A 25359-nucleotide genomic window follows, 5' to 3' on the forward strand; every position below is an offset into this window, starting at 1 on the left:
TGATGGAACTCGGCGAGGCTGCGTCATCGTCTTTTGCATGGGTGCGCGACTATCGGCGCGCGGCTGAACTCAAGGCGATGTCCGTCGATGAGATCGTGCGAAAGGTGACGACGGGCCCTGAAGTATGGTCCGGTCCACTTTCCCTTTATTGCCGGTCGGTGGTGCCGGGCACACAGCGGGCGCAAGCGCTGGCGCGCGCTTTGGCCGCCATTGACTGCGGGCTTTCTGTCCTGATTTCGGCGGGTGTGCTGTGTGCCCGGCTGAGTGAAGAGGCTGAAATCGTCACCGAAAGGCTGGCAGAGGCGATCGCAGCGGGCGGCGCGCCGGCACGGCTTCGTCGAAGTGCCGGTGAAACACTCGCGCGCCTGGGTGATCCGCGTGACTTGCGCGAGCTTGTTGCGGTCACTGCCGGGACCTACGATATGGGCGGTGAGATCCATCCGAACTCGGAGCCTGCCCATAGCGCGCCGGTCGGTTCATTCCGGATAGGGCGTTATCCGGTGGTCAATTCCGACTATAGCCGTTTCATCGAAGAAACCGGTCGCAACTGGTCGAGCATGAGCGGGCGTCAGCCAGAACGCGCGTCTCACCCGGCGACCGATCTGACCTGGCATGATGCGCGTGCCTATTGTCAATGGTTGACCGAGCGCTGGCGGCGGGAGAGCCGCATTGGCGAAGACGAGGTTGTTCGCCTGCCCATGGAACGCGAATGGGAAGCTGCCGCTCGGGGCCAACAGGGCAAATTCTATCCCTGGGGCAATGACTGGGAGCCGGAGCATGCCAATGGCGAGGAAACCGGCTTCAACGATATCTGTACGGTCGGTCTCTTTCCCGAAGGCCGTTCGGATTTTGGCTGCGACGACATGGCCGGTCAGGCCTGGGAATGGTGCACCACGCTCTGGGGACCGGATATGACAAAGCCGGACTTTGCTTTCCCATGGGCCGGTGATGGTCGGGAGGCGCTTGAGGCGCCGGGGAATATTCGCCGTGTTCTGCGCGGCGGCTGTTTCTCAAGCCCCGACTGGAAGGCCAACGGTGTCTATCGGGGCTCTCTGGAACCGGCCGGCTCCTGGCGCGGAAACGGCTTTCGCATTGTCGTCTCTTCAGAACGATAACTGCGAATAAGCTTCTCTGAAATGCCTGGCTGCCGGACGTCGGCTCATCCCTTTGAGAACGCGAGGCCTTATTGTTTCACCGTGAAATCGAACCGCATCAGGTGGCGGTAGGTTTCGCCGGGCCGCAGCACGACGGAGGGGAAGTTTTCGTGGTTGGGGCTGTCGGGGTAGGCCTGCGTCTCGAGCGCGAAACCGGCGAACTCCCGGTAAAGAGCGCCGCTCTTGCCTTCAGTCGGCTGTGCCTGATAGTGACCGGCGGTATAGAACTGGACGCCGGGCTGGTTTGCGAAGAGCTGAAAACCGCGCCCGCTTTCCGGATCTTCGGCCTCGGCCACCAGCCGCATCGCGCCGTCGTAGCGGGCGACGCAGAGATTGTGATCGTACCCCACGCCCGGCCAGGTTTCACCAATCCGGTCGCCGATCGGATGCATTTCGGTAAAGTCATAGGGCGTGCCGGCGACCGCGACGATCTCGCCTGACGGAATCTTGTCCTCGCTCACCGCCGTATAGCCGTCGCAGAGCAGGCGCAGATGCTGGTTCTCGACGCTGCCGCTGGTATGACCGGCAAGGTTCCAGTAGCCGTGATGGATGATGTTGAGAATGGTGGCCCGATCCGTGACCGCTTCCATCTCGATGGCAAGCGCGCCGCCGTCATCGACACGGTATGTCACGCTTGCATCGAGCGCGCCGGGATAGCCCTGATCGCCGTCCGGGCTCCCGATACGGAAGGTGACGGCATTGATCTCCGGGTCGGGCTCGGCCTTCCAGAAACGCTTGCCGAAACCGGGGAGCCCGCCATGCAGGTGGTGCGGGCCGGAATTCGCCGGAAGCTGATAATCGACGCCGTCGAGCGTGAACCTGCCAAAAGCGAGCCTGTTGGAAAGCCTGCCGCAGATGGCGCCGGCATTGCCGGGTTTCGTCACATAATCGGCCGGATCGTCATAGCCGATGACGATGTCCTCGATCGTGCCGTTGCGATCCGGGCGCATGACCCGACGCAGGATCGCGCCATAGGTCATCACCTCGATTTCAGTGTCGCCGCCCTTCAGGCGATAGGCATCGACCGCCTGTCCGTCGATTTCGCCGATGACGGCATGTGCAATTGTGTGACCGGCCAAGACAGCCTCCTCCCGAAAATGCCGGAGACGTCGTTCGCCTTCTCGATAGGCGAAGACGCTCCTTTCCTTGTTATGCAGCAGGCCCGGCGGCCAGCGCCAGGCATTGTTCATTCATGACGCAAGCGCCGCCCCAGCCAATGCCGGAAGGGCGGCGCTCTACGATGACAGGCCCTCGCGATTAGCCGATCACCGATTTCACGGTCTTGGCGACCCCTTCGGCGGTGATGCCGAAGAGTTCGAACAGGACCGGCGGGGGAGCGGATTCGCCAAATGTGTCGATGCCGACGCAACCGCCCTCAAGACCGACATATTTGCGCCAGTATTCGGTTCCGGCCGCTTCGACGGAAACGCGCGGGATACCGGCCGGCAGGACCTCTGCCTTGTAGGCTGCGTCCTGGCTGTCGAAGACGAAGGTCGACGGCATCGAAACGACGCGCACCTGAATGCCGTCCTTCGCGAGCGCTGCCCTGGCATCAAGCGCCTGACGCGTTTCCGCACCCGTGGCGATGATGACGGCGGCTGGCGCGCCCTCGGCTTCCGCCAGAACATAGCCGCCCCTGCGGATGGCTTCGGCCTGCGAGGCAGAGCGGGCAAGCGGCGGCAGAACCTGGCGGCTGAGCGACATAAGCGTCGGCGTGCCCGTGTGCTTCAGCGCCGTTTCCCAGGCGATCGCGGCTTCCACCGCATCGGCCGGACGCCAGACATCGAGGTTCGGCATCAGGCGCAGCGAGCCCAGATGCTCGATCGGCTGGTGGGTCGGACCGTCCTCGCCGACGGCAATCGAGTCATGCGACAGCGCGTAGACCACACCGAGCTTCATCAGGGCCGCCATGCGGATGGCGTTGCGCTGATAATCGGAGAAGACCACATAGCCGCCGCCGAAGGGCCGGAAGCCGCCATGCAGGAAAATGCCGTTCATCATCGCGCCGAGGCCGAACTCGCGCACGCCGCAATAGATGTAATTGCCGCCGGATTCTGCCGTCACCGGCTCGATCTTGTCCCAGATGGACAGGCAGGAGCCGGCAAGGTCAGCGGAAAGACCCACCAGTTCCGGCAGCTCGTCGCCCAGCATCTGCAGCACGTTCTGGCTCGCCTTGCGCATCGGGATCGTGTCCGTCAGCCCTTCGGCGGAGGCGATGAAGGCGCCCATCTCGGCATCGAAATCGGCAGGAAGCTCTCCGCTCATGCGGCGCTTGAACTCGGAAGCCTCAGCGGGATAGGCCTTTTCATAAGCCGCGAAGGCTTTGTCCCATGCGCTTTCGGCTTCTTTCCCGGCCTCTTCGGCATTGAAGGTCTCGTAGACATTTTCCGGCACTTCGAAGGGCGGCAGCGTCCAGCCGAGCGCTTCGCGCACGCGGGCGATTTCAGCGTCACCAAGCACATTGCCGTGGCAATGGGCATCCCCGGCATAGGTCGGAGAGCCCTTGCCGATCGTGGTCTTGCAGCAGATCAGCGTCGGCTGTTTCGTGTTCTTCTTGGCTTCGGCAATCGCGGCATCGATCGCCTCGACATCATGGCCATCGACATCGCGGATCACCTGCCAGCCATAGGCCTCGAAACGCTTTGGCGTGTCATCGGTGAACCAGCCGCTGACATGGCCGTCGATGGAAATGCCGTTGTCGTCGTAAAGCGCGATCAGCTTGCCGAGGCCAAGCGTGCCGGCGAGCGAGCAGGCTTCATGCGAAACGCCTTCCATCAGGCAGCCGTCACCGAGGAAAACGAAGGTGTTGTGGTCGACAATTCTGTGGCCGGGCTTGTTGAAGCTTGCTGCCAGCATCTTTTCGGCAACGGCCATGCCGACGGCATTGGCAATGCCCTGGCCGAGCGGGCCGGTCGTGGTTTCGACACCGGGCGTCACGTCATGTTCGGGATGGCCCGGCGTCTTGGAATGCAATTGCCGGAAGTTGCGGATATCGTCCATCGACAGGTCGTATCCGGTGAGGTGCAAGAGGCTGTAGAGCAACATCGAACCGTGGCCGTTCGACAGCACGAAGCGGTCGCGGTCATACCATTGGGGGTTCTTCGGGTTGTGCTTCAGGTGGCGGGTCCACAGCGCGACGGCGATTTCGGCCATGCCCATCGGCATGCCGGGATGGCCGGAAACGGCCTTCTGCACGGCATCCATGGACAGAACGCGGATGGTGTTTGCAAGCTCGGTGGACGAGGCGGTGGCGGGAGATTTGTTCAGCATTTTCTTGTCTCGAAAGGCTGGGGAAAGCAGGAGGCGGCGCATTGGGGCGCGGGGCTCAGGGCTTCCCGGATCATTACTTGTAGGCGATCAGGGTGACTTCGATCAGCACGCCAGGGCCAAGATCACCGGGGCAGATGGTGGCGCGCGCCGGCAGGCTTTCGGCCGGGATCCATTCGGCCCAGACATCGCTCATGGCCGGTTTCAGGCTGAGATCGGAGAGATAGATCGTCGCGAACAGCAGTTTGGACTTGTCGGAGCCCGCAGCCTCAAGATAGGTTTCGAGCTTGGCGATGGTCTGGCGGGTCTGTCCGGCAATATCGAGACTTGTGTCGTCGCATGCGGTGCCGCCGACAAAGACCAATCCGTCTTTTTCGACGACACGGTTGAGGACAGGGGTTGGAAGATATCTGTTTGTCACGGTGTTTCCTTTCCTTGTGAGGGGCTTGCCGCAATGCTTGTGGAAGGGCGCGGCAAGCCCCGTCTTCGTCTTCCGGCAAAGGCGCGGATTGCGCGCATCCCGCCGGCATGTTTCTCCTCAGTCCGTCATTTCCGGCGTCTCCTGAGATCATCGTCGATAAGGGCGGTCATGCGTTCAAGCGACTCCATGGCGCTCACTCCATCGGTGATATCGGGGGCGGTGTTTGCCTCGCCCCGGAAGGCTTTCGCCGCATCGGCCATCAGGGCGGCATAGCCCTTGTGGTCCTCATTGGCGGCGGCGGTGAAATTCGGCGTCCAGCTCAGCGTGTCGGCGCCGCCTGCGAGGCTCGCTGCCGGGTCCTCCGCCTTGAACGGCGGATTGCGGAAATAGCGGACATTGATGACATTCTCGATCTCGATACGGCGATGATCGCCCATGATCGTGATGTCCTCCGTCGGCGTCCCGCGCGACTGGATCGTGCCCATGACAACGGTGCCGATCGCGCCGTTCTCGCAGGTGAAATTGAGGTGCAGCAGCAGGTGGCCGGGCGCGGTCTCGACCGTGCGCACCGCCATGTCATCGAATGCCGAACCGGCAAACCACGGGATCAGGTCCATGTAGTGGACGCAGTGGTGCAGGTAGAAGCCGGAATAGTCCGGCACGCCGGCGAAATAGGCGGGACCGGACATATAGGAACCGGTGACCCCGAGCACCTTGCCGAAGCTTTCACCACGAAGGATGTTGCCGGCGATCCGGTTGCCGGTCGAATAACGTTTCATGAAACCGACTATGACGGGCTTGCCCGCTTTTTCCGCGGCGGCGGCGATCTCCCGTGCACCGGCGGCATCGCGCGCCGGCGGTTTTTCGAGAAACACCGGAAGGCCTCTTTCGAGTGCTGCGATTGACGCAATACGATGAAGGTCGGGGCCGACGGCCATGCAGACGGCATCAAGTCCCTGGTGGTCGATCAACTCCGCATAATCGCCGTAGACGGCCTCGGCGCCATATTGCCAGGCGGCAGAGACCGCCGCATCGCGGTTGAGATCGCAGACGGCGGCAATGCGCATGTCGTTGCGGCCAAGCTGCGGCATCAGCATATGGGTTGCATGGCGGCCGCAGCCGATCCAGCCGATATTCAGCGTCATGCCCGACCTCCCGTCTTCGCGAGAAGGCCGCGGATGAAGGCGATGGCCGATTTCAGCTTCTCGCTCTCGTCTTCATGCGGAGGCCGCCACTGGGCAATCGGCAGGCCGATGCGCTCGTCATCGTCACGGCGGAACGGCTCCAGCGTCAGCGGGCCCAGATAACCGACATCGGCGAGCGCCTGCATGGTTCCGGTCCAGTCGATATGGCCGGTGCCCGGATAGCCGCGATTGTTCTCGTTCGCCTGGAAATAGAGAATACGATTCCCCGCAAGCCGGATCGCATCGGGAATGGACTTTTCCTCGATATTGGCGTGGAAGGTGTCGAAAAGGACGCCGAGGGCCGGGTGGTTGACGGCGTCGACGACGGTGATGGCCTGCGAGACCAGCGAGATGACGTCGGTCTCGTAGCGATTGAGCGGTTCGAGCGCGAGTTTGCAGCCGGCCGACTGGGCTTCGGGCGCAAGAACGCCAAGCCCTTCGATCACCCGCGCAGCGCGGGCTTTCATTTCCTCTTCAGCGACAGGCGTTGGCGCGCGACCCGCAAAGACCATGGGTGCCCCGTAAAGAGGACCGCCGAGCGTTGAGGCGCCAAGCGCGTGGGCGACTTCGAGGCAATGGCGGAGATAGCCCATGCCCCCCTCGCGGATGCCCCGGTCGGCATCGGATATCGAGCGCTGCAGATTGACGCGGGCGGCCAGCGCCACGCCAAGTCCGGCCTCGTCCAGCGCTACCTTGAGCACCTTGAGGTCAAGACCATCTTCGGGCTCGGGGACAAGCAGTTCGACAAGGTCGAAGCCGAGCGTCCTCATGTGCCTGAAGAGGTGCATGTGCTCCCGGCCGAAGGGCCGGGCAAACTGCATCGATATGATACCGATCGGGTTGGTCACGTTATGCTTTCTTTCTCTTTGCTATTTTCGGTTAAATGCCATCAGCCCTTGACCGCGCCCTGGGTCATGCCGCTGATGAGACGTTTCTGGACAATCAGGAACAGCACCGTCGCCGGCAGCGCGCCGACAATGCCGCCCGCCGTCAGCAGGCCCCACTGCACCTCGTATTCGCCGATCAGCGTCTGGATGGCGACCGTGATGGTGCGCACATTCTGGCCGCCGAGGGTGAGGGCGTAGAGGTACTCGTTCCATGAGGTGATGAAGATATAGATGCCGGTCGCCACGATGCCGGGCGTGCACAGCGGCAGAACCACGCGGCGCAGCGCGCCCATGCGGGTGCAGCCATCGGTCATGGCGGCCTCGTCCAGCGATTTCGGGATGCCGTTGATATAGCTCGTCATCATCCAGGTGGAGAAGGGAATGGCGACCGTCGAGTTGGCGATGATCAGCGCCAGATGCGTATCCAGCAGACCGAGCACGCGCATCAGAACGAAGAGCGGCAGGATCAGCAGAACGATCGGGAACATGTTGATGATCAGGAACTGGATCATCAGGTATTTCTTGCCGCGGAAGGAAAACCGCGAGAAGGCATAGGCCGCCGTGACGCTGAGCGACAGACCGACGATGACCGTGCCGACGGCAACGATCAGCGAGGCGATCATATTGTTGAGGAAGCCGACCGTCTTGAACAGGCGGATATAGTTCTCGAAGGTGGCGCCGATAATGCTTGGGCCCTGGGTGAAGAGCCTGTCTTCAGCCGTCAGCGAGGTCAGCAACATCCACAGATAGGGACCGAGCGTGAACAGCAGGATCAGCACCATCGGCAGTTCGACGAACAGGAGGGTTCTGGTTCTGGACTTCTTTCCGGCGATCATTTGTTGTCACCTCCGACCTTGCGCAGATAAACAATGACAAGACCCAGAAGCATGATCGTGAAGAGCACGGCGAGTGCGGAGCCGTAGCCGAAGTCGAGATTGGTGCGGGCCTTGATGAAGGCATAAAGCGGCAGCGTGTAGGTGGAGTATCCGGGGCCGCCGCCGGTCATGACGTAAATGACGTCGATCGAGTTCGCGACCCAGATGGTTCGCAGAAGCACAGCGGTGACGAGCACGCCGGAAATGCCGGGCAGGGTGATGTGCCAGAACTGGCGGAACTTGCTGGCGCCGTCGATGGAGGCCGCCTCGTAATAGCTCTTCGGGATCGACTGGAGGGCGGCGAGGATCATCACGGCGAAGAAGGGGAAGCCCTGCCATGTCAGCGTCAGGATAATGGCGTAAAGCGCGGTGTCGGGATCGGCAAGCCATGGGATGGACTGCTTGATGACGTCGATCCTGAGCAGGAAGTCGTTCAGGACGCCGTAATTGCTGTCATAGATCCACACCCACATCAGGCCGATGACGACGCTCGGCAGCGCCCAGGGAATGATGATCAGCGCGCGCGCCAGGGGCCGCCAGGAAAATTCCTGGTTCAAGAGCATGGCGGTCGCCAGGCCGAGCAGCATCTGGGCGGGGATGGTGATGCCGATCCAGATCACGGTATGTTTCAGGGAAATCCAGAAGACTTCATCCTGGAAGGCCGCGACGAAGTTCTTCAGACCGACAAAGCTGATGGCATTGGGTTTCCACAGCACATAATCGTGCAGGCTCATCCAGGCCGCCTGGATCATCGGGAAGAAAACGATCGCCAGCGTCACCAGTACGGCGGGTGAGAGCAGGGCATAGGGCAAGACGCGCTTGGCTAGCGCCACGCGCCCCGCCGGCATATCGGGGGCAGTCATGGTCATGGTCCGTTTTCGCCGGTTGATCCGGCGTCCTTATCGCTCCAACACCTCAGGGGCCGGCAAAAGGGTCAGTCTCGAAGGTGATACGGATGGGAGGAGCCCGGCCCGGGGAATTCGGGCCGGACGGTTTTTTACGCGGCTCTTACGGATTGAAGAGCTCTTCGATGTTCTGGTTCATCTTCTCGGCCGTGATCTCGCCGGTCAGCGCCCGCTGCATGTTGACGGGCCAGACCGTGTTGACGAAGTCCGAGGTCTCCGGCGTGTTCGGCAGCGTCACCGCGAAGGGCAGCGAGGCAACCGTGGCGTCGACGAAGCGCTTGGGATGCAGTGTCCAGTTGGCCGAATCCGACTTGGTGACGGGCAGTTGGCCGGTCGCCTCGTTGAATTCCTTGTTGTTCCCGGTCGTCGACAGGAAGGAGATCCACTTCCAGGCGGCATCCTTGTTTTCCGCGCTGGAGAAGATCGCCGTCGATTCATCGCCGAAGGTCGTCCAGTGACCGCCGCCGCATTCCGGCACGGTGGTCGCGGAGATCTTGTCGCCAAGGGCCGCCACCATGTCATTGGCCGAGCCGATATGGTGGATGGTCATGGCCGTCTTGCCGGCCTTCAGCGCGCCCGTGACTTCCTTGAACCCGTCATTGGGGGCGGATGGCGGGAAGACATGGTCCTTCTCGAACAGGTCAACCACCCATTGCGTGCCCTCGATCGCGGTCGGATTGGTCAGGCCGCCGGGCTGATCAAGGCTGACGCCGTCACGCGAAAGCACGAGGGATCCCCAGTGTTCCTGGCCGCCCTTGGCGCCCCGGAAGCCGAAGCCGTAGATGTCAGGATTGCCGTCGCCATTGGTATCCTGAGTGAGCGCCTTTGCCGCTTCGCGGAACTCTTCGCAGGTCTTCGGCACCTCCATGCCGAGTTCGTCCAGCATATCGGCGCGGTAGTAGAGATAGAGCACCACATACTGGATCGGCAGGTAATACTGCTTTCCGTCGGGGCCCTTGGTGAGGTCCAGCAGGTCGTCCTGCAGGTCGGCCTTGGCGTCCCAGCCGGCGATATAGTCGTCGATCGGCACGAGCGCGCCCATTTCGACCAGACGCGGCTGGGCGTAAAGCTTGACCATGGCGGCATCCGGTGCGTTGCCGGCGATGATCGAGGTGTAGAGATTGTCGTAATAACTGTTCCAGGGAACGTTTTCCGCTTCGATCGTGATGCCGGGGTTCTGCTCCTCGAATTTGGCGATCAGATCGGACATCGGATTGTCCGCATTATCGAAATGATACCAGAAACGCACGGTATCATCGGCATTCGCCGCTGCCCCATACGCGATGACCGACGCCGAAAGCGCCGCAATCGTCAGTAATTTCCTCATTTGCTCCTCCGCTATGTGCCGCCTTGTGAGCGGTTCAAGTGGTTTTCATTTTGCCCGCAACTTCCAAGAAGGCGCCTGCCGCCTCCTCTGCCGCCGTCCGGGCTTCGGCGAGAACGGGGTTCATCTGCATGAAGCCATGCACGACACCGGGATAGAGTCTGTAGGTGTCCCGCCGGCCGAGCGCTTCGAGCCGGCGGGCAAGGTCTGCCGTGTCAGAATGCAAGGGATCGATCGCCGCCGCATTCAGATAGAGCGGCGGCAGCTTCAAGAGCGCGGCGTCATCAGCCTTGAGCGGCGAGACGAACGGGCTTTTGCGAACGGATGTATCGGGCGTGTAGAAATCCCAGTAGCGCATCATCTTCGCGCGCGTCAGGCCGGGCCCCTCGGCGCTGTCGATATAGGAGCGGGAGGCGAAATCGTCGTCATAGACGCCGTAGAAAAGAAGGCCTGCATCCGGCAGCGCGGCGCCCTCATCGATCTGGCGCAGCATCAGGGCGAGGGCGAGATTGGCGCCGGCGCTGTCGCCCGACAGCGCGCGCGGCCTGCCGAGGCCTGCAAGCGGCCCGTGCCCTTCGAGCACGGCGTTCCATACCGCTGCGCAATCGTCCAGCCCGGCGGGATAGGGATGCTCGGGCGCCAGGCGGTAATTGAAGGTGAGGACGTGGGCGTTCGCCGCGATTGCCAGGCGGCGGGCGGCATGTTCATGCGTTGCCATGCTGCAGAACGCCCAGCCGCCGCCGTGCACGAAGACGATCAGGCCATGGGCATCGCCCGATGGCGTCATGAGACGGCAGGCGACGGCGTTGCCGTCCGGTCCTTCGATTGCGAAATCGCTTGCGGCGAAAAGCGCAGGCATGTCCCGGTTCCAGCGGGCGTTGACCGCTTCGGCCTGGGCGCGTCCGTCCCGGGGCTTCATCAGCGTCGGATCGCCGAGGGCCGCATCCTCTTCGGCAAGACGTGCCAGTATGGCTTCCATCTCCGGCGACAGGAGGCGATCCCGCGCGCGCGCCTCGAAGCGATCGCCGCCGATATCCTCCCGTGCACTTCCCCCGATCATTGCCTCATCTCCCCTCGGGCGCGTCTTCCGGCAGAATGCTGGGACCGAATTCGACGATCGTGGTGATGTGGTGGGAGAGCGCCGCCCTTGCCGCGGCGACATCGCCGGTGTCGAGCGCCTCAATGATCGCCTCGTGTCGCTCGGCCGTCTCGACCAGGTCGCGTGCATCCTTCGAGTTGAGGATCTTGAAGCGGTGATTGTGGATGAGGCAGCGCCTGAGAATCGGCTGAACGGAGGGCAGGTTGGCCGCCTCGTAGAGCTTCAGATGAAATTCACGGTCAAGCTGGGAGAGCAGGTAGGCATCTTCGGCCCGCGCGGCGCGAAGCATGGACATGATGATTTCAACCAGGCTGTTGCGCAGCAGCGAACCGTAGCGCTGCATGATGCGCGGCACGCCGCGGCATTCGATCTCGCGCCGGATCATGATGAGTTCACGCGCATCCTCGGCCCGTGAATCGGCAACAAATGTGCCGCGGTGCGGCAGACGCTCGACCAGACCGTCATGATCAAGCGCGATCAGGGCCTCGCGTGCCGTGCTCTGGCTGCAGCCAAAGCGCTCGGCGATATCAAGTTCCAGAATGGCGGTGAGCGGTGGAATGTCGCCGAGCATGATGTCGCGCTGCAGGTCGCCATAGACGGTCAGGCTGCGCCGACCGGGGCGCCGGCCTGTTGACCCCGTCGCGGGCGTCCCCTGCTTTCCGAAATTTTCGATCGCCATCATTCAATCCATTGCTTGCATATCGATAACGTTATCGATAATATAGCGATACCAACGGAGCTTGGCAAGACGGTTTTTTCGTCAGGTTCGCCACCAGCCACCGCAAGCCTGATGACCGGTGACGACCACGCAAAACTATGAATTTAAAGTAAAATCCGGGCGGAAAGTATAGAGCCCGGTCATCCGGGAGGTACTGATGGCAAGCATCGAACTCGAGAAACTGGTCAAGGATTACGGCGCGTTTCGCGCGATTAAAGGTATCGACTTATCTATTGAGGATGGATCTTTTGTGACCTTTGTCGGTCCATCCGGCTGCGGTAAATCCACCCTTCTGCGCATGGTCGCAGGTCTGGAAGAAATCTCCGCCGGCAGGCTGAGGATCGATGGCAGGGTGGTCAACGACCTCGAGCCGCGCGAGCGCGACATCGCCATGGTGTTTCAGGACTATGCGCTTTATCCGCACATGTCGATTGCGGAAAATATCGGCTTCGGGCTGAAGATGCGCGGCATCGCCAAGGCCGAGATCGAAAGGCAGGTTAGGGAGGCTGCCGATATTTTGCAGATCACCCAGTTGCTCGAGCGCAAGCCCGGCCAGCTTTCAGGCGGCCAGCGACAGCGCGTTGCCATGGGCCGCGCCATCGTGCGGCGCCCGCAGGTCTATCTGTTCGATGAGCCGCTTTCCAACCTCGATGCCAAGCTGCGTGTCGACATGCGCACCCAGATCAAGCGCCTTCACACCCTGCTCAAGACCACCACCATCTACGTGACCCACGACCAGGTGGAGGCGATGACGCTTGCCGATCACATCGTCATCCTGAAAGACGGGGTGATTATGCAGCAGGGAAAGCCGGTCCATGTCTATGAGCGCCCGGTCAGCCGCTTCGTCGGCGAGTTCATCGGCTCACCGAAGATGAACATCATCGAAAGCCGCCTTGTCTCGGAGAATGACCGCCCGGAACTGCGCTTCCACGAATTCTCCCTGCCGGTCGCTGCCAGCGACGGCGAGAACGGCAAGGCGGTCGAGATCGGCATCCGGCCGGAGCACCTCATTCCCTGCACACCGGAGGAAGCACTGTTTTCGGCCCGGATCGACGTTCTGGAACCGCTCGGCTCCGACACGCACGCCATCTGCCTGCTCGGCGATACGGAAATCACCGCGCGCCTTGCGCCGGATCCGTCCTATCAGCCGGGCCAGATCCTGCACTTCACCGCGGATGCCAACAAGATCCACTTCTTCGACGCCAAAAGCGGTGACCGTCTCGACATGTCGGCCATGCCGCTCGCGGCCACGGTCTGACGCGCAAGGCAACAGGCGGCGTCCGCCCGCGCGCGGGACGTCGCCTGTTGCTCCTATTCGCAAGAAAGGATCGTTCGCCGGGCGAGCCATGGATCGGGAAGGTTCCTAAAGACGTCGAGCGTACCGTCGATCACTGACGCCGGCAGGTCGCCGATCTTCCTGGTGATCTGCCGCCCGCGAAACACGATGGCAGCAAAGGCCCGCGCGGGTTTTCACGTTTCGTTTCCGGATCCGGCATCCCCTTCGGGCACCTTGTAGATCGCGCGGCTCCATATGCTGCTTGCTTCCTTCACGACCTTGTCGAAATCGAAATCGCCGGATTTCGGCTGCCAATCGAAAGAAAGCCAGCTGTAGGATGTGAACTCGACCATGATGACCAGCAGGAAGGATGCAATGTCCGGGTCGACATCATGGCATTTTCCGCTTTCGACGCCGCGTTCGATATGTTCGCGAACGCGGTTGATGAACTTCCCGCGCAGTTCGTTCAGCGTTTCCGCCACTTCGGTATCGAAGGTGGCGACCTGAATGACGCTGCGCATGAAGGCCCGGTGGCGGTAGAACATCTCCATATAGGTGCGATTGGCATTTTCGACCCGTTGCTGCGGCGTACCCGACTGGCGCGAGGCAGACAGCATGAACATCTCCCCCACAACGGTCGCAAGAATCGCCGAGAACACTTCGTTGCGATTCTTGAAATAGAGGTAGAACGCTCCCCTGCTCACGCCCGCCCGCTCGACGATGTCGGCGACCGTCGTGCCGAAGTAGCCCTTCTGCGAGAAGACCGCCTCCGCCGCCTGAAGGATGAGGGTTTCGGTGTCATGACCCGAGCTGCGCTCGGGCCTGGAGTGTGCTGGCTGTTTCAATGGTGATTCCGCTGTTCGGTTTTGGTCGCGCGCTTGGTCACAACACTGACATTTATGTCACCACGTTTCAATCGCAAATCCGGGCCGACGTCGGGAAATTTTCCCTTAATAATCCTGCCATTGACCAACGGACTGCGGGCCCCGGAAATCAATTTCCGCAGCTTTCAATTGACACTGACATCAGTGTCAGTTATCTATTTCTCACTCTTCGATATTTGCGTTTGTATAAGCGAATTTGTCGCTGACACTAATGTCATATTTAACGAAGAGCAGGAGGAGATTGAAACATGAACGGTTTTCGGAAATTACTCGCATCGGCTGCGCTTTCTGCGCTCGGCGTTATCGCCGGCGTTCTGCCGGCCGCCGCCGCAGAGCCCGTCAAGGTCGGCTATATCATTCCGCTTTCGGGCGGCGCTGCGGCCTCGATCGGCCAGGAGATGAGCAGGGCGACCCATATGGCGGTCGAGCAAATCAACGCCGCAGGCGGAATTACCTCGCTTGGCGGCGCTCCACTGGATCTGCTCGAAGTGGATTCGCGCGGCGATCCCAAGGTTGCCCTCACCGAGGCCGAGAGGCTGATCACCGTCGAGGACGTCTCGGTCATGATCGGCGCCTTTCAGAGTTCGGTCACCTTCCCGGCCACGGCCGTCGCGGAAAAATACGGCGTTCCGTGGATCGTCGATCTGGCAGCCAAGGCCGACATCACCGAGCGCGGCTACAAATATGTGTTCCGCCCCACGCAGGTTCCCTCTTCGGGCAATGCTGACAGCGTTGTCGATTTCGTGACCTGGGCAAACGAGAAGACCGGCGACCCGGCGAAGACCGCGGCGATCATCTACGAGAACACCGACTGGGGCCAGGATCTGGCGCAGCGCCTGCGCCAGCGCTTCGACGAGGCCGGGATCGAGGTCGTGCTTGATGAATCCTATCCTGCCAATGCGCCGGACCTGAGGCCGCTGGTTCTGAAGGTAAAAGGCCGCAAGCCCGACGTGATTTCGGTCACCGCCTATGCCGCCGATGCCATCCAGCTTCACAAGCTGATCGCGCAGATGCAGATCGACGCCAAGGCGGTCATCGGCAGCGGCGCCGGCCAGGTCGATCCGTCCTTCATTCCCTCCGTCGGCGAGGCCGGAACGGAAGGCATCGTCAGCACCAATGGCTGGGCCGGCTACGAGTCGACCATCAACACCCCCTTCGCCAGGGATTTCTGGGACAGCTATGTCGCGACATACGGCACTGAGCCGTCCGAGTTCTCGGTCGTCGCCTATTCCGTCGTCTGGATCCTCAAGGACGCCCTGGAACGCGCCGGCTCCGCCGAGCCGGACGCAATCCGCGATGCGCTCGCCGAAACCCGGTTCGAAGGCAATGACGTCGCCAAGCTGCTCGGCTACGACGTGGTGTTCGACGAGAAGGGCCAGAACACCAGGAAGCGCTTCGTCGTCCAGCAGATCTCCGATGGCGTCTACCGCACCGTCTGGCCCGAGCAGGTTGCAGCCCCCGGCTACGAAATGAAGTGGCGCGCCGGCAAGGCCGCCCACTGATCCCATCCGATCGAACGTCAGCATCGCCGCCCTTCGCGCGAAGGGCGGCTCCTGCACCAGACACTCATTCAAGGGCCGATCCATGTCGACCATATTACTTCAGGCGCTCCTGAACGGGATCGCGAGCGGCGCGGTCTACGGGCTGATTGCCCTGGGCCTCAGCCTCCAGTTTGGCGTGATGAAAATCATCAATTTCGCCCACGGCTCATTCCTGATGATCGCGATGTATATCGCGGTCTGGGCGACCCGGAGCCTCGGGCTGCATCCTCTCGCAGTCATCGTTCCCGTCGCGGCCATCCTGTTTGTCGCCGGCTATTACATCCAGCGCTTCATGATCGAGCCGATCTACGCCAAGGAAGCAACCCGGGAGCCGATCGGGGTGCTGATCTTCACCACCGGCCTCTGGATTTTCCTCGATCACCTGTTCCTGATGATTGCGGGGCCGGATTACCAGGTCATGTCCGGCAACTGGTCGAACGAGATCGTCCTGATCGGTGACCTGATCTTCTCGCTGCCGCAGATCGCGGGCTTTGTCATCGCCACATTGGTGACGATCGGCGTGATCATCTATCTGGGGAAGACCCGCAGCGGCCGCATGATCCGCGCGACCGGCCAGGACCGGGAAGCCGCAAGCGTGCTCGGCATCGACAGCGCCCACGTCTACCAGATGTCCTTCGCGATCGGCCTCGCGGTCGTCGGCGTCGCCGGCTGTCTGCTGGTGCCGCTTTATCCGGTGAACCCGTTCGTGGGCGACATTTTCGGCCTGCGCGCCTTCATCATCGTCGTACTGGGCGGCATGGGTTCGATCGGCGGCGCTTTCTGGGGCGGGATCATCATCGGCATTCTCGAATCCGTCGGCGCGCAGTTCGTGCCCGTATCCTTCGCCGAAGCGCTGATCTTCATCGTATTTCTCGCCGTGCTCTACGTCCGGCCGGCGGGTCTGTTTGGATTGGAGCGCGAATGACCATGCCATCGAAACTGCTTATCGGAGGCCTTGTCGCGGTTCTTGTCCTTGGCACTCCCTTCGTCTTTTCCAATCCCTACTCGCTCTCGATCGTCATTCTGGTTCTGCTCTACGCCTATCTTGCCTATGCCTGGAACCTGATCGGCGGGATCGGCGGTCAGCTCTCGCTCGGCCATGCGGCCTGGTTCGGCATCGGCGCCTATAGTTCCACCGTGCTGTTCATCGATTTCGGGCTCACCCCATGGATCGGCATGCTCGCCGGCGCGGTGATCGCCGGCGCACTGGCCGCCCTCATCGGGCTGCCCTGCTTCCGGCTTCGGGGCGCGTATTTCGCGCTGGCGACGATTGCCGCCACCATGGTGCTGCGCATCATCGTGGAAAACACCCACGGTCTGCTCGGCGGACCGCGCGGACTGGAGGTAACGCTGCTGCGCGACGCGCCGGCGATGTTCCAGCACACCCGCAAGGAATTCTACTACGCCGTGGCGGTGGTGATGGTCGGCCTCGCCTTCTTCATCAACCGTGCTGTCCTGCGCTCGCGTTTCGGCGCCTATCTGACCGCGATCAGAAACGACCAGGAGGCAGCCCTCGCGCTCGGCGTCAATGTCAGGCGCTACAAGCTCATGGCCTATGTGCTGAGCGCCGCCATGACTGCGATCGGCGGAACCTTCTATGCCCAGTTCGTGCTGTTCATCAGCCCGGAAAAGGTCTTTGGCGTGGCGCTCAGCGTTCAGATCGCCGTCGTCTGCATCATCGGCGGGCGGGGCACGCTGTGGGGTCCGATGTTCGGCGCCATCCTGCTGCTTCTCGGCGAGGAAGCGGCCCGCCGTTTCACCGGCGGCATCGTCGGCGCCGACATGTTGCTCTACGGCCTGATCCTGATGCTCGTCATCGCCTTTGAACCTCGCGGCCTCGTCGCAATTTTCGGCCGCATCGCTGCGTCACTTTCCCGTTCAAAAACAAGACCCTCTCTGGAGAAGAATGATGGCGCTGCTTGAATTTCGCAATGTTGCCAAAACCTTCGGCGGGATGACGGCCATCAGGGACATGTCGTTCGAGGTCGAAAACGGCGAAATCGTCGGACTGATCGGCCCCAACGGCGCCGGCAAGACCACCCTGTTCTCGATCGCATCCGGCTTTCTGAAGCCGACCCGCGGCAGCGTCCATTTCGACGGCGAGTCGATCGACCGGCTTTCGCCGCCGGCGATCTGCCGGATGGGCCTGTGCCGGACATTCCAGATCGTCCGCCCCTTCGGCGACATGACTGTGCTGGAAAATGTCGCGATCGGCGCCTTTCTGCGCCATCCCGGTCGCCCTGAGGCCGAAAGGCTGGCGATGGCCGTGCTGGAGCGGGTCGGGCTTGCCAGCCGCGCCACCCAGCGCGCCCGAACGCTGACGCTTGCCGGGCGCAAGCGGCTGGAAGTGGCCAAGGCGCTGGCCACCGAACCGCGCATCCTGCTGCTTGACGAGGTCATGGCGGGACTGACCACGGTGGAGACGGGCGCAATGCTCGACCTGCTGCGCAATCTCGCGGCGGACGGGCTTTCCGTGCTGCTGATCGAACACAACATGCATGCGGTGATGAGCGTTTCCGACCGCATCGTCGTGCTGCATCACGGCGTCAAGATCGGCGACGGCCTGCCTGCCGATGTCGCAGCCGACCCGGCGGTGATTGCGGCCTATCTGGGAGGGGACGATGACTGATATCCTTGAAATTCGACAACTCCATTCCGGTTATGGCGATATCCGCATTCTGGAAGAGATCTCGCTGTCGGTTGCAGCCGGCGAGATCGTCAGCATTCTCGGCGCCAACGGCGCGGGCAAGACCACGCTGATCCGCACGGTCATGGGCACCTTGCCCGCAACGTCCGGCGAGATACGGTTCATGGGCGAGGTCATATCCGGAAAGCCCGCCCACCAGATCGCCCGGCTCGGGATCGCCCAGGTGATGGAGGGCCGCCGGCTGTTCCCGCACATGAATGTTGAGGAAAACCTGTTCGTCGGCGGCGACATCCTGAAAGACGGGAGCAAGACCCGCAGCAATCTCGAGTGGATCTATTCGCTGTTTCCGCGCCTGAAGGAAAGGCGGCGCCAGCTCGCGCGTTCCTTCAGCGGCGGCGAACAGCAGATGCTGGCAATCGGCCGCGCGCTGATGACCTCGCCGAAACTGCTCCTGCTCGATGAGCCCTCCATCGGCCTTGCCCCGGTCATGGTCAAGGACATCTTCGCCAAACTGCCGGCGATCAATAGCGAGGGCGTGACGATCCTGCTGGTGGAACAGGACGTGAAACGATCGCTCAAGCTCGCATCGCGCGGCTATGTCATCGAGCACGGCCGGATCGTGATGGCCGGCACCAGCGAACACCTTCTCGACGATGACGGCCTGCGCAAGGCCTATCTGGGACTTTGAGGTAAACCATGCTGACACTTTCCGACGCGCTTGCCGCCAATGCCGTCAAATGGCCGGACGCCGTCTGCCTTGCCGATGCGCACCGGCAGTTCACATTTGCAGAATTGCATGCGCGGACAAACCGGCTTGCCAACGGCCTTCTCGCCATGGGGGCCCGACCGGGCGACGCCATAGCCGTCTATGCGCGCAATTCGATCGAATATATGGAGCTCTTCCATGTCGCAGCCCTGCTCGGCATGCGCCTCGTCACGCTCAATTTCTGGCTCAGAACCACGGAAATGGCCGTGTTGCTGGAACACTCGGATGCCCGCTTCCTGGTGATCGGAGAAAGCGCGCAGAACGAGATCGCGGCCAACCGGGCCCTGTTTCCCAAGGTCGAGCGTGTTCTGGTGATCGGAGACCCGGTGATCGGCGATGCGCTTTCATGGGCAGGTCTCGCGGAAGGCTCGTCCGATGCCGAGCCGGCGATAACGGTCGCCCCGCAGGCGCCGTACTGGATGATGTACACCTCCGGCACGACCGGAAACCCGAAGGGTCTCCATCGCTCCTTCCAGCGCACGGCAATGTGCATCTGGGCCGGCATTATCGAGTTCGGCTACACACGCCATGACCGTTTTCTGGCGCTTTCGCCGTTCTTCCACGGGGTGCATTTCATGCCCCTGATGGTGCTGCAGGCCGGCGGCAGCATCTATATCGAACCGGAATTCAACGCAGCGCGCGTGCTCGAGACCATCGAGACGCAAGGGATCACGGCCACCTTCATGGTGCCGACCATGCTGAACCTCTTGCTGCAGGAGCCGCGTTTCGGCGAAACCGATTTTTCCGCATTGCGTTCGGTGGTCACGGGCGGGGCGGCGCTGTCGACTGCAACCAAGACCCGGATGCTGGAGGCGATGGGGCCGGTGCTCCATGAATTCTACGGCGCCAGCGAAAGCGGCTTCATTACGGTTCTGCACCCGCAAGACCAGTGGCGCAAGGAGCGCTGCTGCGGCCAACCCTGTTTCGGCGCCGAAGTCCAGATCCGCGACGAGCAGGGCCGCCCCCTTCCAGCCGGCGAAATCGGCGAGGTGTTCTCGCGCTGCGAAGGCCGTTTCGACGCCTACTACAAGGACGAGGCCCGCACCGCCGCTGTTCTCGACAATGGCTGGTTCACCGCCGGCGATCTCGGCCGGATGGATAAGGAGGGCTTCGTCTATATCGTCGACCGCAAATCCGATCTGATCATCAGCGGCGGCGAAAATGTCTATCCGCGTGAAATCGAAGACGTGCTCTCAAGCCACCCCGGCATTCTGGAATGCGCGGTGGTCGGCATGCCGGATCCGGTCTGGGGCGAAATGGTCGTGGCTGTCATCGTGCGCGACGGCGAGCCGGGGCCGACCGCCGAGGAGGTGATCGCCCACTGTTCCAGGCGGCTCGCCGGCTTCAAGCGCCCCCGCCGGGTCGAATTCGTTTCCTCTCTCCCGAAAAATGCTTCCGGCAAGATCCTGAAGCGCGAACTGAAGAATAACCTTTAGCATACCAGGAGTTCAATCAATGCAGGTTCATATCGATTTCCAGAAGCGTCTCGCGCGCTTCCAGTCCATGCTGCGCGAACAGGGCGTCGACGTCCTCGTCGGGACGCGTCTGAAAACCGTCACCCACATCTCCGGCGGCTTCGTGCCGTGGCGCAGCGTCGTGATCGTTCCGGCCCAAGGCGAGATCCAGCTGATCACGGTCAATATGGATGCGCCGCGCATTCTCGCCGAGGGCTGGCTCGAGAATGTCGTCGGCTATGGCCGCCATTCGATGATCGAGATGGCCGTGCGCCGTATCCGCGAACTCGGCCTGCACACGGGCCGGGTTGCCGTCGAGGACGGTTATTCCTGGTATCTGCCCGAAGGCATGATCACCAGACATGAATACGCGACGCTCGAGGCCGCCTTGCCCGAGGCCGAACTGACCAACCTGACCAAGCCGATCGATCACCTGATGCTGATCAAGGAGCCCGAGCAGATTGCGCTGATGCGTCAGGCAACCGCCATTACCGACGCCGCGCAGGAAGCGGTTCGCCGTTCCGCGCGCCCGGGCATGGCCGAGACGGAGATCGCCGGCATTGCCGAGCAGGCCGCCCGCGACCTCGGCAGCGAATTCGCCTGGACATTCACCGGCGGCCAGGAGATTGCTTCCGGCCACCGTACGTGGACCGGGGCCTGCACGCCGTCCACCCGCAAGGTCGTCCAGCGCGGCGAGTTCCTGCTGGTCGACCTCCACGCCATGTACGAGATGATGCTCGGCGATGTCTCCCACAACGCGATCATGGGCAAGCCGACGGCGGAACAGCAGAAGCTGATCGATGCCTATGTGGAAAGCTGCCACTATCTGACCGCGGCCCTGAAACCCGGCCGCACGATCGGCGATGTTGCCGGCGATGTCCGCCGCTTCACGGTCGAAAAGGGCTGGGGCGACATGATCCGCGGCTTCGGCCACGGCATCGGCGCCTTCGGCAACGAATGGTATCCCTCCTTCACCGACTTCGCGATGGAATATGTCAGCGAGCCCGACTACGTGATGCAGCCCGGCTTCATGGAAATCATAGCGCTCACCTGCAACCTGCCGGGCGTCGGCGGCCTGCGCTACGAGCGCGCCTGGGTGATCACCGAGGACGGCGCGGAATGCATGTCGAAAACGCCGATCGAGCCCTGGGTCTACGAAGGCTGATCTGACGCTTTGTCGAGAAGGAGGACGAGATGATGAATTATGACAGCTTCTACATCGGCGGCGCCTGGGTTCCGCCCGAAGGAACGGGCGAATTTGTCATCGCCAGTCCCTCGAACCTGGAGCCGGTGGGCAGGGTACCCGCCGGTTCTTCCGCCGACGTCGCCAGGGCCGTCAGCGCCGCGCGCGGCGCGTTTGCCGCGTGGTCGGCAACGTCAGGCCAAGAGCGCGGCGCCATCCTTGCGCGTGTCGCCGAACTGCTCGAGGGCCGCCGCGAGGACATCGCGCAGTTGATAACGAGTGAGGTCGGCATGCCGATCAAGATGAGCCGGGCGATCCAGGCAGGATTGCCGCTCGAGGCATGGAAACGCTATGCCGAGCGCGCCAAAACCCATGCCTTCGAGACCCGGCTTGCAAATTCGCGCATTCTTCAGGTTCCCGTCGGCGTCGTTGCCTGTATCACGCCCTGGAACTATCCGCTGCATCAGGTAACGGCAAAGGTCGCGGCCGCGCTCGCCGCCGGCTGCACGGTCGTCCTGAAACCCTCCGAGGTGGCGCCGCTCAGCGCCTTCCTGCTCGCCGAGGCGCTTGACCAGGCCGGCCTGCCCGCCGGCGTGTTCAATCTCGTCGTGGGGGATGGCGAAAGCGTCGGCGAGGCGCTGGTGACGAACCCGGAAGTCGACATGATTTCATTTACCGGATCCACTGCCGTCGGCAAGCGCATCGCTCGGCTGGCGGCGGAAAACCTGACGCGGGTGTCGCTGGAACTCGGCGGCAAGTCCGCCGCCGTCGTTCTCGAGGATGGCGACCTGGAGCGCGCCGTCAAGAACACCGTCAATGCTTGTTTTTTGAACGGCGGACAGACCTGTTCGGCGCTGACGCGCCTGCTGGTGCCGGAAAGCCGCTATGAAGAGGCGAGGGCGATTGCGGCAAAGGCGGCAAGCCGCTTCGTTCCCGGCGACCCGCTTGACGATCAGACCCGGCTTGGCCCGCTGGTTTCCGAACGCCAGAAAAACAGGGTGCTCGACTATATCGGCAAGGGGATCGATTGCGGCGCGGAACTGGTTGCAGGCGGACTCGAACCGGTTGACGGCCCCGGCCACTTCGTGCGCGCGACAGTGTTCGGAAGGGTCAACCCCGCAAGCGCCATCGCCCAGGAGGAAATTTTCGGGCCCGTATTGTCGATCATCTGCTATCGCGACGAGGATGAAGCCCTGGCGATTGCCAACGGAACGAAGTATGGGCTGGCCGGCGCGGTCTGGTCTCAGGATGAGGCAAGAGCGCAAGGCTTCGCCGCGCGTATGGAGACCGGACAGATCGATATCAATGGCGCCCCCTTTAACCTGGACGCCCCGTTCGGCGGCTTCAGGCACTCCGGCTATGGCCGTGAAAACGGCCCCTACGGATTGTCCGAATTCCTCGAGGAGCGTGCCCTGCAATTGCCGCAGGATGCCTGATCAGGACCAGATGGACGGCTTCATGGCGGCCGTCCAATCTGCCGAAGCCAACCTGTCGGCCGAAAAAACAGACCGAACCATGCGGGCGGCGCGCATTAGCGCCTGCCCGCGCACGGCGTGGTGAACACGGCTGATTGCCCTTGAGGAAGGGATGACGATCGCCTTTTTGAAGTTCGCCTGGCGGCGGAACTGATGACGGCGCCGCGCGCCATCAGGGGTATGGTCAAGTTTGCCGCCCTCGTGGTCGGCCTGACGACACCGCCGGTCAGCCCCTGTCTTTTTGCCGCAGTCAGCGGCAGCAAGCTCTGGATCGAAACCATAAGTCCTGCCATGCTGCCGTTCTATGCGATTCAGGTCGTTTTCCTGCTCATGCGTGTTCTTGTGCGGGAAATCTCGCTCGCCCCGCCGCGGATGGCTGGCTTCAACAATTGACATTTTACACAGGCAAAAGCCCATGAAAAAACTCATCAACGATCCGCGCCATCTGGTTCGCGAAGTGCTCGAAGGGATTTTGGACACCACGCCCGGTCTAGCGCTTCTCGACACGGAAAACGTTCTTGTCCGCTGGGATGATCGTCCCGTGGATGAGCGACCGGTCGCCGTGCTTTCGGGCGGTGGCAGCGGCCATGAACCCGGACATGCCGGCTATGTCGGCATGGGCATGCTGGCCGGCGCGATTGCCGGCGATGTCTTCACGTCTCCGAGCGTCGACGCCGTTCTCGCCGGCATCAAGGCCGTCGCTGGGCCGCGTGGCGCGGTGCTTATCGTCAAGAACTATACTGGTGACCGCCTCAATTTCGGCCTGGCCGCGGAAATGGCCACGGCACAGGGTATTCCCACCGAAATCGTCGTTGTTGCCGATGACGTGGCGCTGAGGGACACCGTTGCGCCCGAGCGCCGCCGCGGCATTGCCGGTACAGTTCTTGTGCACAAGGTGGCAGGAAGCGCTGCCGAACGCGGCCTGCCGGTCGATGAGGTTGCGGCGCTGGCGCGCCAAGCCGCCGAGGCCGTCGGCACCATGGGCGTGGCGCTTGGCGCCTGCACTGTGCCCTCCATCGGCAAGCCGGGCTTCACACTCGGGGAAGAGGAGATTGAAATCGGTCTCGGCATTCATGGGGAGAAGGGCGTCGAGCGGGTCCCCATGCAATCTGCCGATGCCCTCGTTGATCGCATGGTTGACGCCATCGTCGCCGACAAGGCGCTTGTCCGCGATCAGCAGGTTGCCATTCTCGTCAACGGCCTTGGCGCAACACCGCCGATCGAGCTGACTGTCGTCGCGAGGCGTGCTCTGGCGCGCGCCCGCGAAGCGGGGCTGCGCGTCGAGCGCCTCTATTGCGGCGTCTATCTATCCGCCCTCGACATGCCGGGCTGCTCCATCAGCATTCTGCCACTGACGGATGCGTTGCTTGCCGCGCTTGACGCGCCCACCGAAGTGCGCGTCTGGGGCGGTGACGGCAGGATCGCGCCCGAACGTCGCATCCTTGCCGCGCCGGCAACAAGCACCGTGACGAGGGCGTATGCGAAGGGTGATCAGGCCGAACAGATCCGTGCCTGCGCGCTGGCGGTCGCGCGCGAACTGATCGCCGCCGAAACCCATCTCGCCGATCTCGACAGCCAGGCCGGCGATGGCGATCTGGGCGCCAGCATGGTGCGTGGCGCCGAAGCAATCCGCGCCCTGTCCGAGACCGCCTTCAATACACCCGAATCCGCCTGCGCGGAGATCGGGGACGCGCTCCGGCGCGCCATCGCCGGGAGTTCGGGCCCATTTTATGCTGTAGGGCTTGTTCGCGCCGCCAGCGCCCTGCAGGGTAAGGCCGAAGCCTCGGCCCGGGACTGGTCCGCTGCCTTCTCTGCCGCGGTCGATGCTGTCGAGCAACTCGGTGGCGCTCGGGTCGGAAACCGTACAATGATCGATGCCCTGCGTCCGGCTGCCGATGCCTTGGCGAAGGGCCTTGCTGACGGCGCCGAGCCTCTTCACGCATTCCAAGCCGCTGTCACAGCCGCACAATCCGGCGCCGATGCAACCGCCGAGATGCAACCCTCGCTCGGACGTGCAGCGTATCTCGGCGATCGTGCCAAAGGCGTGAAGGACGGGGGTGCTGTCGCAGTCTCACTGTGGCTCAAGGCCATTTCGGACGAGATTGCCAGGTCTCGGGAACAGAAAGGAGGACCGGGGAATCTGCCCGGTTGAGTAAAGTCCGGGACCGGCGGTGCACAGGTGGTCAACGGCAGGAATGCGATCCGGCTTGCCGTCGCCGCGAACGAGAAGCGCGCTGTCGGCACACGATGCATGAGGCCTGGTTCGACGTCACGGCCGAGGATACCGTCATTGCCGCTT

The 25359-nt window shown here is 62.4% G+C and carries 23 protein-coding genes; 11 read left to right on the top strand and 12 right to left on the bottom strand.

The window, feature by feature from the left end; genetic code table 11:
• Window positions 1-2 precede the first annotated feature (2 nt).
• The gene (locus tag AZF01_RS24245; protein ID WP_161633064.1) at window positions 3-1115 is read left to right on the top strand and encodes a formylglycine-generating enzyme family protein; all 1113 of its coding nucleotides are present in this window, start codon (window positions 3-5) and stop codon (window positions 1113-1115) included.
• 68 nt (window positions 1116-1183) lie between these two features.
• Here the strand turns inward: AZF01_RS24245 and AZF01_RS07130 are convergent, their stop codons facing one another.
• The 10 genes from AZF01_RS07130 to AZF01_RS07175 all read right to left on the bottom strand — a co-directional run bounded on the left by AZF01_RS07130 (window position 1184) and on the right by AZF01_RS07175 (window position 11795).
• Complete coding sequence (locus AZF01_RS07130) at window positions 1184-2233, bottom strand: aldose epimerase family protein (RefSeq protein ID WP_051424170.1); 1050 nt, start codon at window positions 2231-2233, stop codon at window positions 1184-1186.
• Between the two features lie 178 nt (window positions 2234-2411).
• A complete protein-coding gene (tkt, locus tag AZF01_RS07135) occupies window positions 2412-4424 on the bottom strand; it encodes a transketolase (protein ID WP_024709875.1) in 2013 nt (670 codons plus the stop codon).
• A 73-nt stretch (window positions 4425-4497) separates the two neighbouring features.
• Window positions 4498-4842 (bottom strand): RidA family protein, encoded by a 345-nt coding sequence (locus AZF01_RS07140; RefSeq protein ID WP_024709876.1) that lies wholly within the window; start codon window positions 4840-4842, stop codon window positions 4498-4500.
• A 125-nt stretch (window positions 4843-4967) separates the two neighbouring features.
• Entirely contained in the window at window positions 4968-5987 is a 1020-nt protein-coding gene (locus AZF01_RS07145) for a Gfo/Idh/MocA family protein (RefSeq protein ID WP_024709877.1), read from the bottom strand.
• Window positions 5984-6874 (bottom strand): sugar phosphate isomerase/epimerase, encoded by an 891-nt coding sequence (locus AZF01_RS07150; RefSeq protein ID WP_024709878.1) that lies wholly within the window; start codon window positions 6872-6874, stop codon window positions 5984-5986. Before AZF01_RS07150 ends, AZF01_RS07145 begins: the two co-directional genes overlap by 4 nt.
• Before the next feature lie 41 nt (window positions 6875-6915).
• The gene (locus AZF01_RS07155) at window positions 6916-7749 is read right to left on the bottom strand and encodes a carbohydrate ABC transporter permease (protein WP_024709879.1); all 834 of its coding nucleotides are present in this window, start codon (window positions 7747-7749) and stop codon (window positions 6916-6918) included.
• Window positions 7746-8657, bottom strand: a complete 912-nt coding sequence (locus AZF01_RS07160; RefSeq protein ID WP_061449657.1) for a carbohydrate ABC transporter permease — start codon at window positions 8655-8657, stop codon at window positions 7746-7748. Before AZF01_RS07160 ends, AZF01_RS07155 begins: the two co-directional genes overlap by 4 nt.
• Before the next feature lie 139 nt (window positions 8658-8796).
• Window positions 8797-10020 (bottom strand): sugar ABC transporter substrate-binding protein, encoded by a 1224-nt coding sequence (locus AZF01_RS07165; protein WP_024706894.1) that lies wholly within the window; start codon window positions 10018-10020, stop codon window positions 8797-8799.
• Window positions 10021-10054: 34 nt separating this feature from the next.
• On the bottom strand, window positions 10055-11077 hold the full coding sequence (locus AZF01_RS07170; RefSeq protein WP_024706895.1) for an alpha/beta hydrolase: 1023 nt from the start codon (window positions 11075-11077) through the stop codon (window positions 10055-10057).
• A gap of 4 nt (window positions 11078-11081) precedes the next feature.
• Entirely contained in the window at window positions 11082-11795 is a 714-nt protein-coding gene (locus AZF01_RS07175) for a GntR family transcriptional regulator (RefSeq protein WP_024706896.1), read from the bottom strand.
• Window positions 11796-11991: 196 nt separating this feature from the next.
• On the opposite strand from AZF01_RS07175, the gene AZF01_RS07180 reads away from it, so the two are divergent.
• On the top strand, window positions 11992-13092 hold the full coding sequence (locus tag AZF01_RS07180; RefSeq protein WP_024706897.1) for an ABC transporter ATP-binding protein: 1101 nt from the start codon (window positions 11992-11994) through the stop codon (window positions 13090-13092).
• 212 nt (window positions 13093-13304) lie between these two features.
• Here AZF01_RS07180 and AZF01_RS07185 read toward each other — a convergent pair whose 3' ends face one another.
• On the bottom strand, window positions 13305-13955 hold the full coding sequence (locus AZF01_RS07185; RefSeq protein ID WP_024706898.1) for a TetR/AcrR family transcriptional regulator: 651 nt from the start codon (window positions 13953-13955) through the stop codon (window positions 13305-13307).
• Between the two features lie 287 nt (window positions 13956-14242).
• Here AZF01_RS07185 and AZF01_RS07190 point away from each other — a divergent pair, with 287 nt between their 5' ends.
• The 8 genes from AZF01_RS07190 (at window position 14243) to AZF01_RS07225 (ending at window position 23021) form a co-directional block, all read left to right on the top strand.
• Window positions 14243-15496: an ABC transporter substrate-binding protein gene (locus AZF01_RS07190; RefSeq protein ID WP_024706899.1), complete on the top strand. Its 1254-nt coding sequence runs from the start codon at window positions 14243-14245 to the stop codon at window positions 15494-15496.
• 82 nt (window positions 15497-15578) lie between these two features.
• Window positions 15579-16460, top strand: coding sequence for a branched-chain amino acid ABC transporter permease (locus tag AZF01_RS07195; RefSeq protein ID WP_024706900.1), 882 nt, complete (start codon window positions 15579-15581; stop codon window positions 16458-16460).
• Between the two features lie 2 nt (window positions 16461-16462).
• Window positions 16463-17458, top strand: coding sequence for a branched-chain amino acid ABC transporter permease (locus AZF01_RS07200; protein WP_061449658.1), 996 nt, complete (start codon window positions 16463-16465; stop codon window positions 17456-17458).
• A complete protein-coding gene (locus AZF01_RS07205) occupies window positions 17442-18164 on the top strand; it encodes an ABC transporter ATP-binding protein (RefSeq protein WP_024707130.1) in 723 nt (240 codons plus the stop codon). Before AZF01_RS07200 ends, AZF01_RS07205 begins: the two co-directional genes overlap by 17 nt.
• Window positions 18157-18870 carry an ABC transporter ATP-binding protein gene (locus AZF01_RS07210; protein WP_036236365.1) on the top strand — a complete coding sequence of 238 codons (714 nt, stop codon included), beginning with the start codon at window positions 18157-18159 and terminating at the stop codon, window positions 18868-18870. Before AZF01_RS07205 ends, AZF01_RS07210 begins: the two co-directional genes overlap by 8 nt.
• An 8-nt stretch (window positions 18871-18878) precedes the next feature.
• Complete coding sequence (locus AZF01_RS07215) at window positions 18879-20384, top strand: class I adenylate-forming enzyme family protein (RefSeq protein WP_024707132.1); 1506 nt, start codon at window positions 18879-18881, stop codon at window positions 20382-20384.
• Between the two features lie 19 nt (window positions 20385-20403).
• Complete coding sequence (locus AZF01_RS07220) at window positions 20404-21567, top strand: Xaa-Pro peptidase family protein (RefSeq protein ID WP_024707133.1); 1164 nt, start codon at window positions 20404-20406, stop codon at window positions 21565-21567.
• A gap of 29 nt (window positions 21568-21596) precedes the next feature.
• A complete protein-coding gene (locus AZF01_RS07225; RefSeq protein WP_024707134.1) occupies window positions 21597-23021 on the top strand; it encodes an aldehyde dehydrogenase family protein in 1425 nt (474 codons plus the stop codon).
• Here the strand turns inward: AZF01_RS07225 and AZF01_RS24250 are convergent, their stop codons facing one another.
• Complete coding sequence (locus AZF01_RS24250) at window positions 23022-23489, bottom strand: hypothetical protein (RefSeq protein WP_161633010.1); 468 nt, start codon at window positions 23487-23489, stop codon at window positions 23022-23024.
• On the opposite strand from AZF01_RS24250, the gene AZF01_RS07235 reads away from it, so the two are divergent.
• A complete protein-coding gene (locus AZF01_RS07235; RefSeq protein WP_024707136.1) occupies window positions 23476-25212 on the top strand; it encodes a dihydroxyacetone kinase family protein in 1737 nt (578 codons plus the stop codon). The two genes, AZF01_RS24250 and AZF01_RS07235, sit on opposite strands and share 14 nt — an antisense overlap.
• The last annotated feature ends 147 nt before the right edge of the window (window positions 25213-25359 follow it).

Source organism: Martelella sp. AD-3 (assembly GCF_001578105.1).
GTDB lineage: Bacteria > Pseudomonadota > Alphaproteobacteria > Rhizobiales > Rhizobiaceae > Martelella.

Bases quoted from the DNA above. Each gene is read 5' to 3' on its own strand.
- AZF01_RS07175 (WP_024706896.1), bottom strand. From the start codon at position 11,795: ATGGCGATCGAAAATTTCGGAAAGCAGGGGACGCCCGCGACGGGGTCA.
- AZF01_RS07235 (WP_024707136.1), top strand. From the start codon at position 23,476: ATGAAAAAACTCATCAACGATCCGCGCCATCTGGTTCGCGAAGTGCTC.
- AZF01_RS07165 (WP_024706894.1), bottom strand. From the start codon at position 10,020: ATGAGGAAATTACTGACGATTGCGGCGCTTTCGGCGTCGGTCATCGCG.
- AZF01_RS07195 (WP_024706900.1), top strand. From the start codon at position 15,579: ATGTCGACCATATTACTTCAGGCGCTCCTGAACGGGATCGCGAGCGGC.
- AZF01_RS07190 (WP_024706899.1), top strand. From the start codon at position 14,243: ATGAACGGTTTTCGGAAATTACTCGCATCGGCTGCGCTTTCTGCGCTC.
- AZF01_RS07160 (WP_061449657.1), bottom strand. From the start codon at position 8,657: ATGACCATGACTGCCCCCGATATGCCGGCGGGGCGCGTGGCGCTAGCC.
- AZF01_RS07170 (WP_024706895.1), bottom strand. From the start codon at position 11,077: ATGATCGGGGGAAGTGCACGGGAGGATATCGGCGGCGATCGCTTCGAG.
- AZF01_RS07225 (WP_024707134.1), top strand. From the start codon at position 21,597: ATGATGAATTATGACAGCTTCTACATCGGCGGCGCCTGGGTTCCGCCC.
- tkt (WP_024709875.1), bottom strand. From the start codon at position 4,424: ATGCTGAACAAATCTCCCGCCACCGCCTCGTCCACCGAGCTTGCAAAC.
- AZF01_RS24250 (WP_161633010.1), bottom strand. From the start codon at position 23,489: ATGAGTTTTTTCATGGGCTTTTGCCTGTGTAAAATGTCAATTGTTGAA.
- AZF01_RS07205 (WP_024707130.1), top strand. From the start codon at position 17,442: ATGATGGCGCTGCTTGAATTTCGCAATGTTGCCAAAACCTTCGGCGGG.
- AZF01_RS24245 (WP_161633064.1), top strand. From the start codon at position 3: ATGGAACTCGGCGAGGCTGCGTCATCGTCTTTTGCATGGGTGCGCGAC.
- AZF01_RS07220 (WP_024707133.1), top strand. From the start codon at position 20,404: ATGCAGGTTCATATCGATTTCCAGAAGCGTCTCGCGCGCTTCCAGTCC.
- AZF01_RS07180 (WP_024706897.1), top strand. From the start codon at position 11,992: ATGGCAAGCATCGAACTCGAGAAACTGGTCAAGGATTACGGCGCGTTT.
- AZF01_RS07200 (WP_061449658.1), top strand. From the start codon at position 16,463: ATGCCATCGAAACTGCTTATCGGAGGCCTTGTCGCGGTTCTTGTCCTT.
- AZF01_RS07215 (WP_024707132.1), top strand. From the start codon at position 18,879: ATGCTGACACTTTCCGACGCGCTTGCCGCCAATGCCGTCAAATGGCCG.
- AZF01_RS07145 (WP_024709877.1), bottom strand. From the start codon at position 5,987: ATGACGCTGAATATCGGCTGGATCGGCTGCGGCCGCCATGCAACCCAT.
- AZF01_RS07155 (WP_024709879.1), bottom strand. From the start codon at position 7,749: ATGATCGCCGGAAAGAAGTCCAGAACCAGAACCCTCCTGTTCGTCGAA.
- AZF01_RS07210 (WP_036236365.1), top strand. From the start codon at position 18,157: ATGACTGATATCCTTGAAATTCGACAACTCCATTCCGGTTATGGCGAT.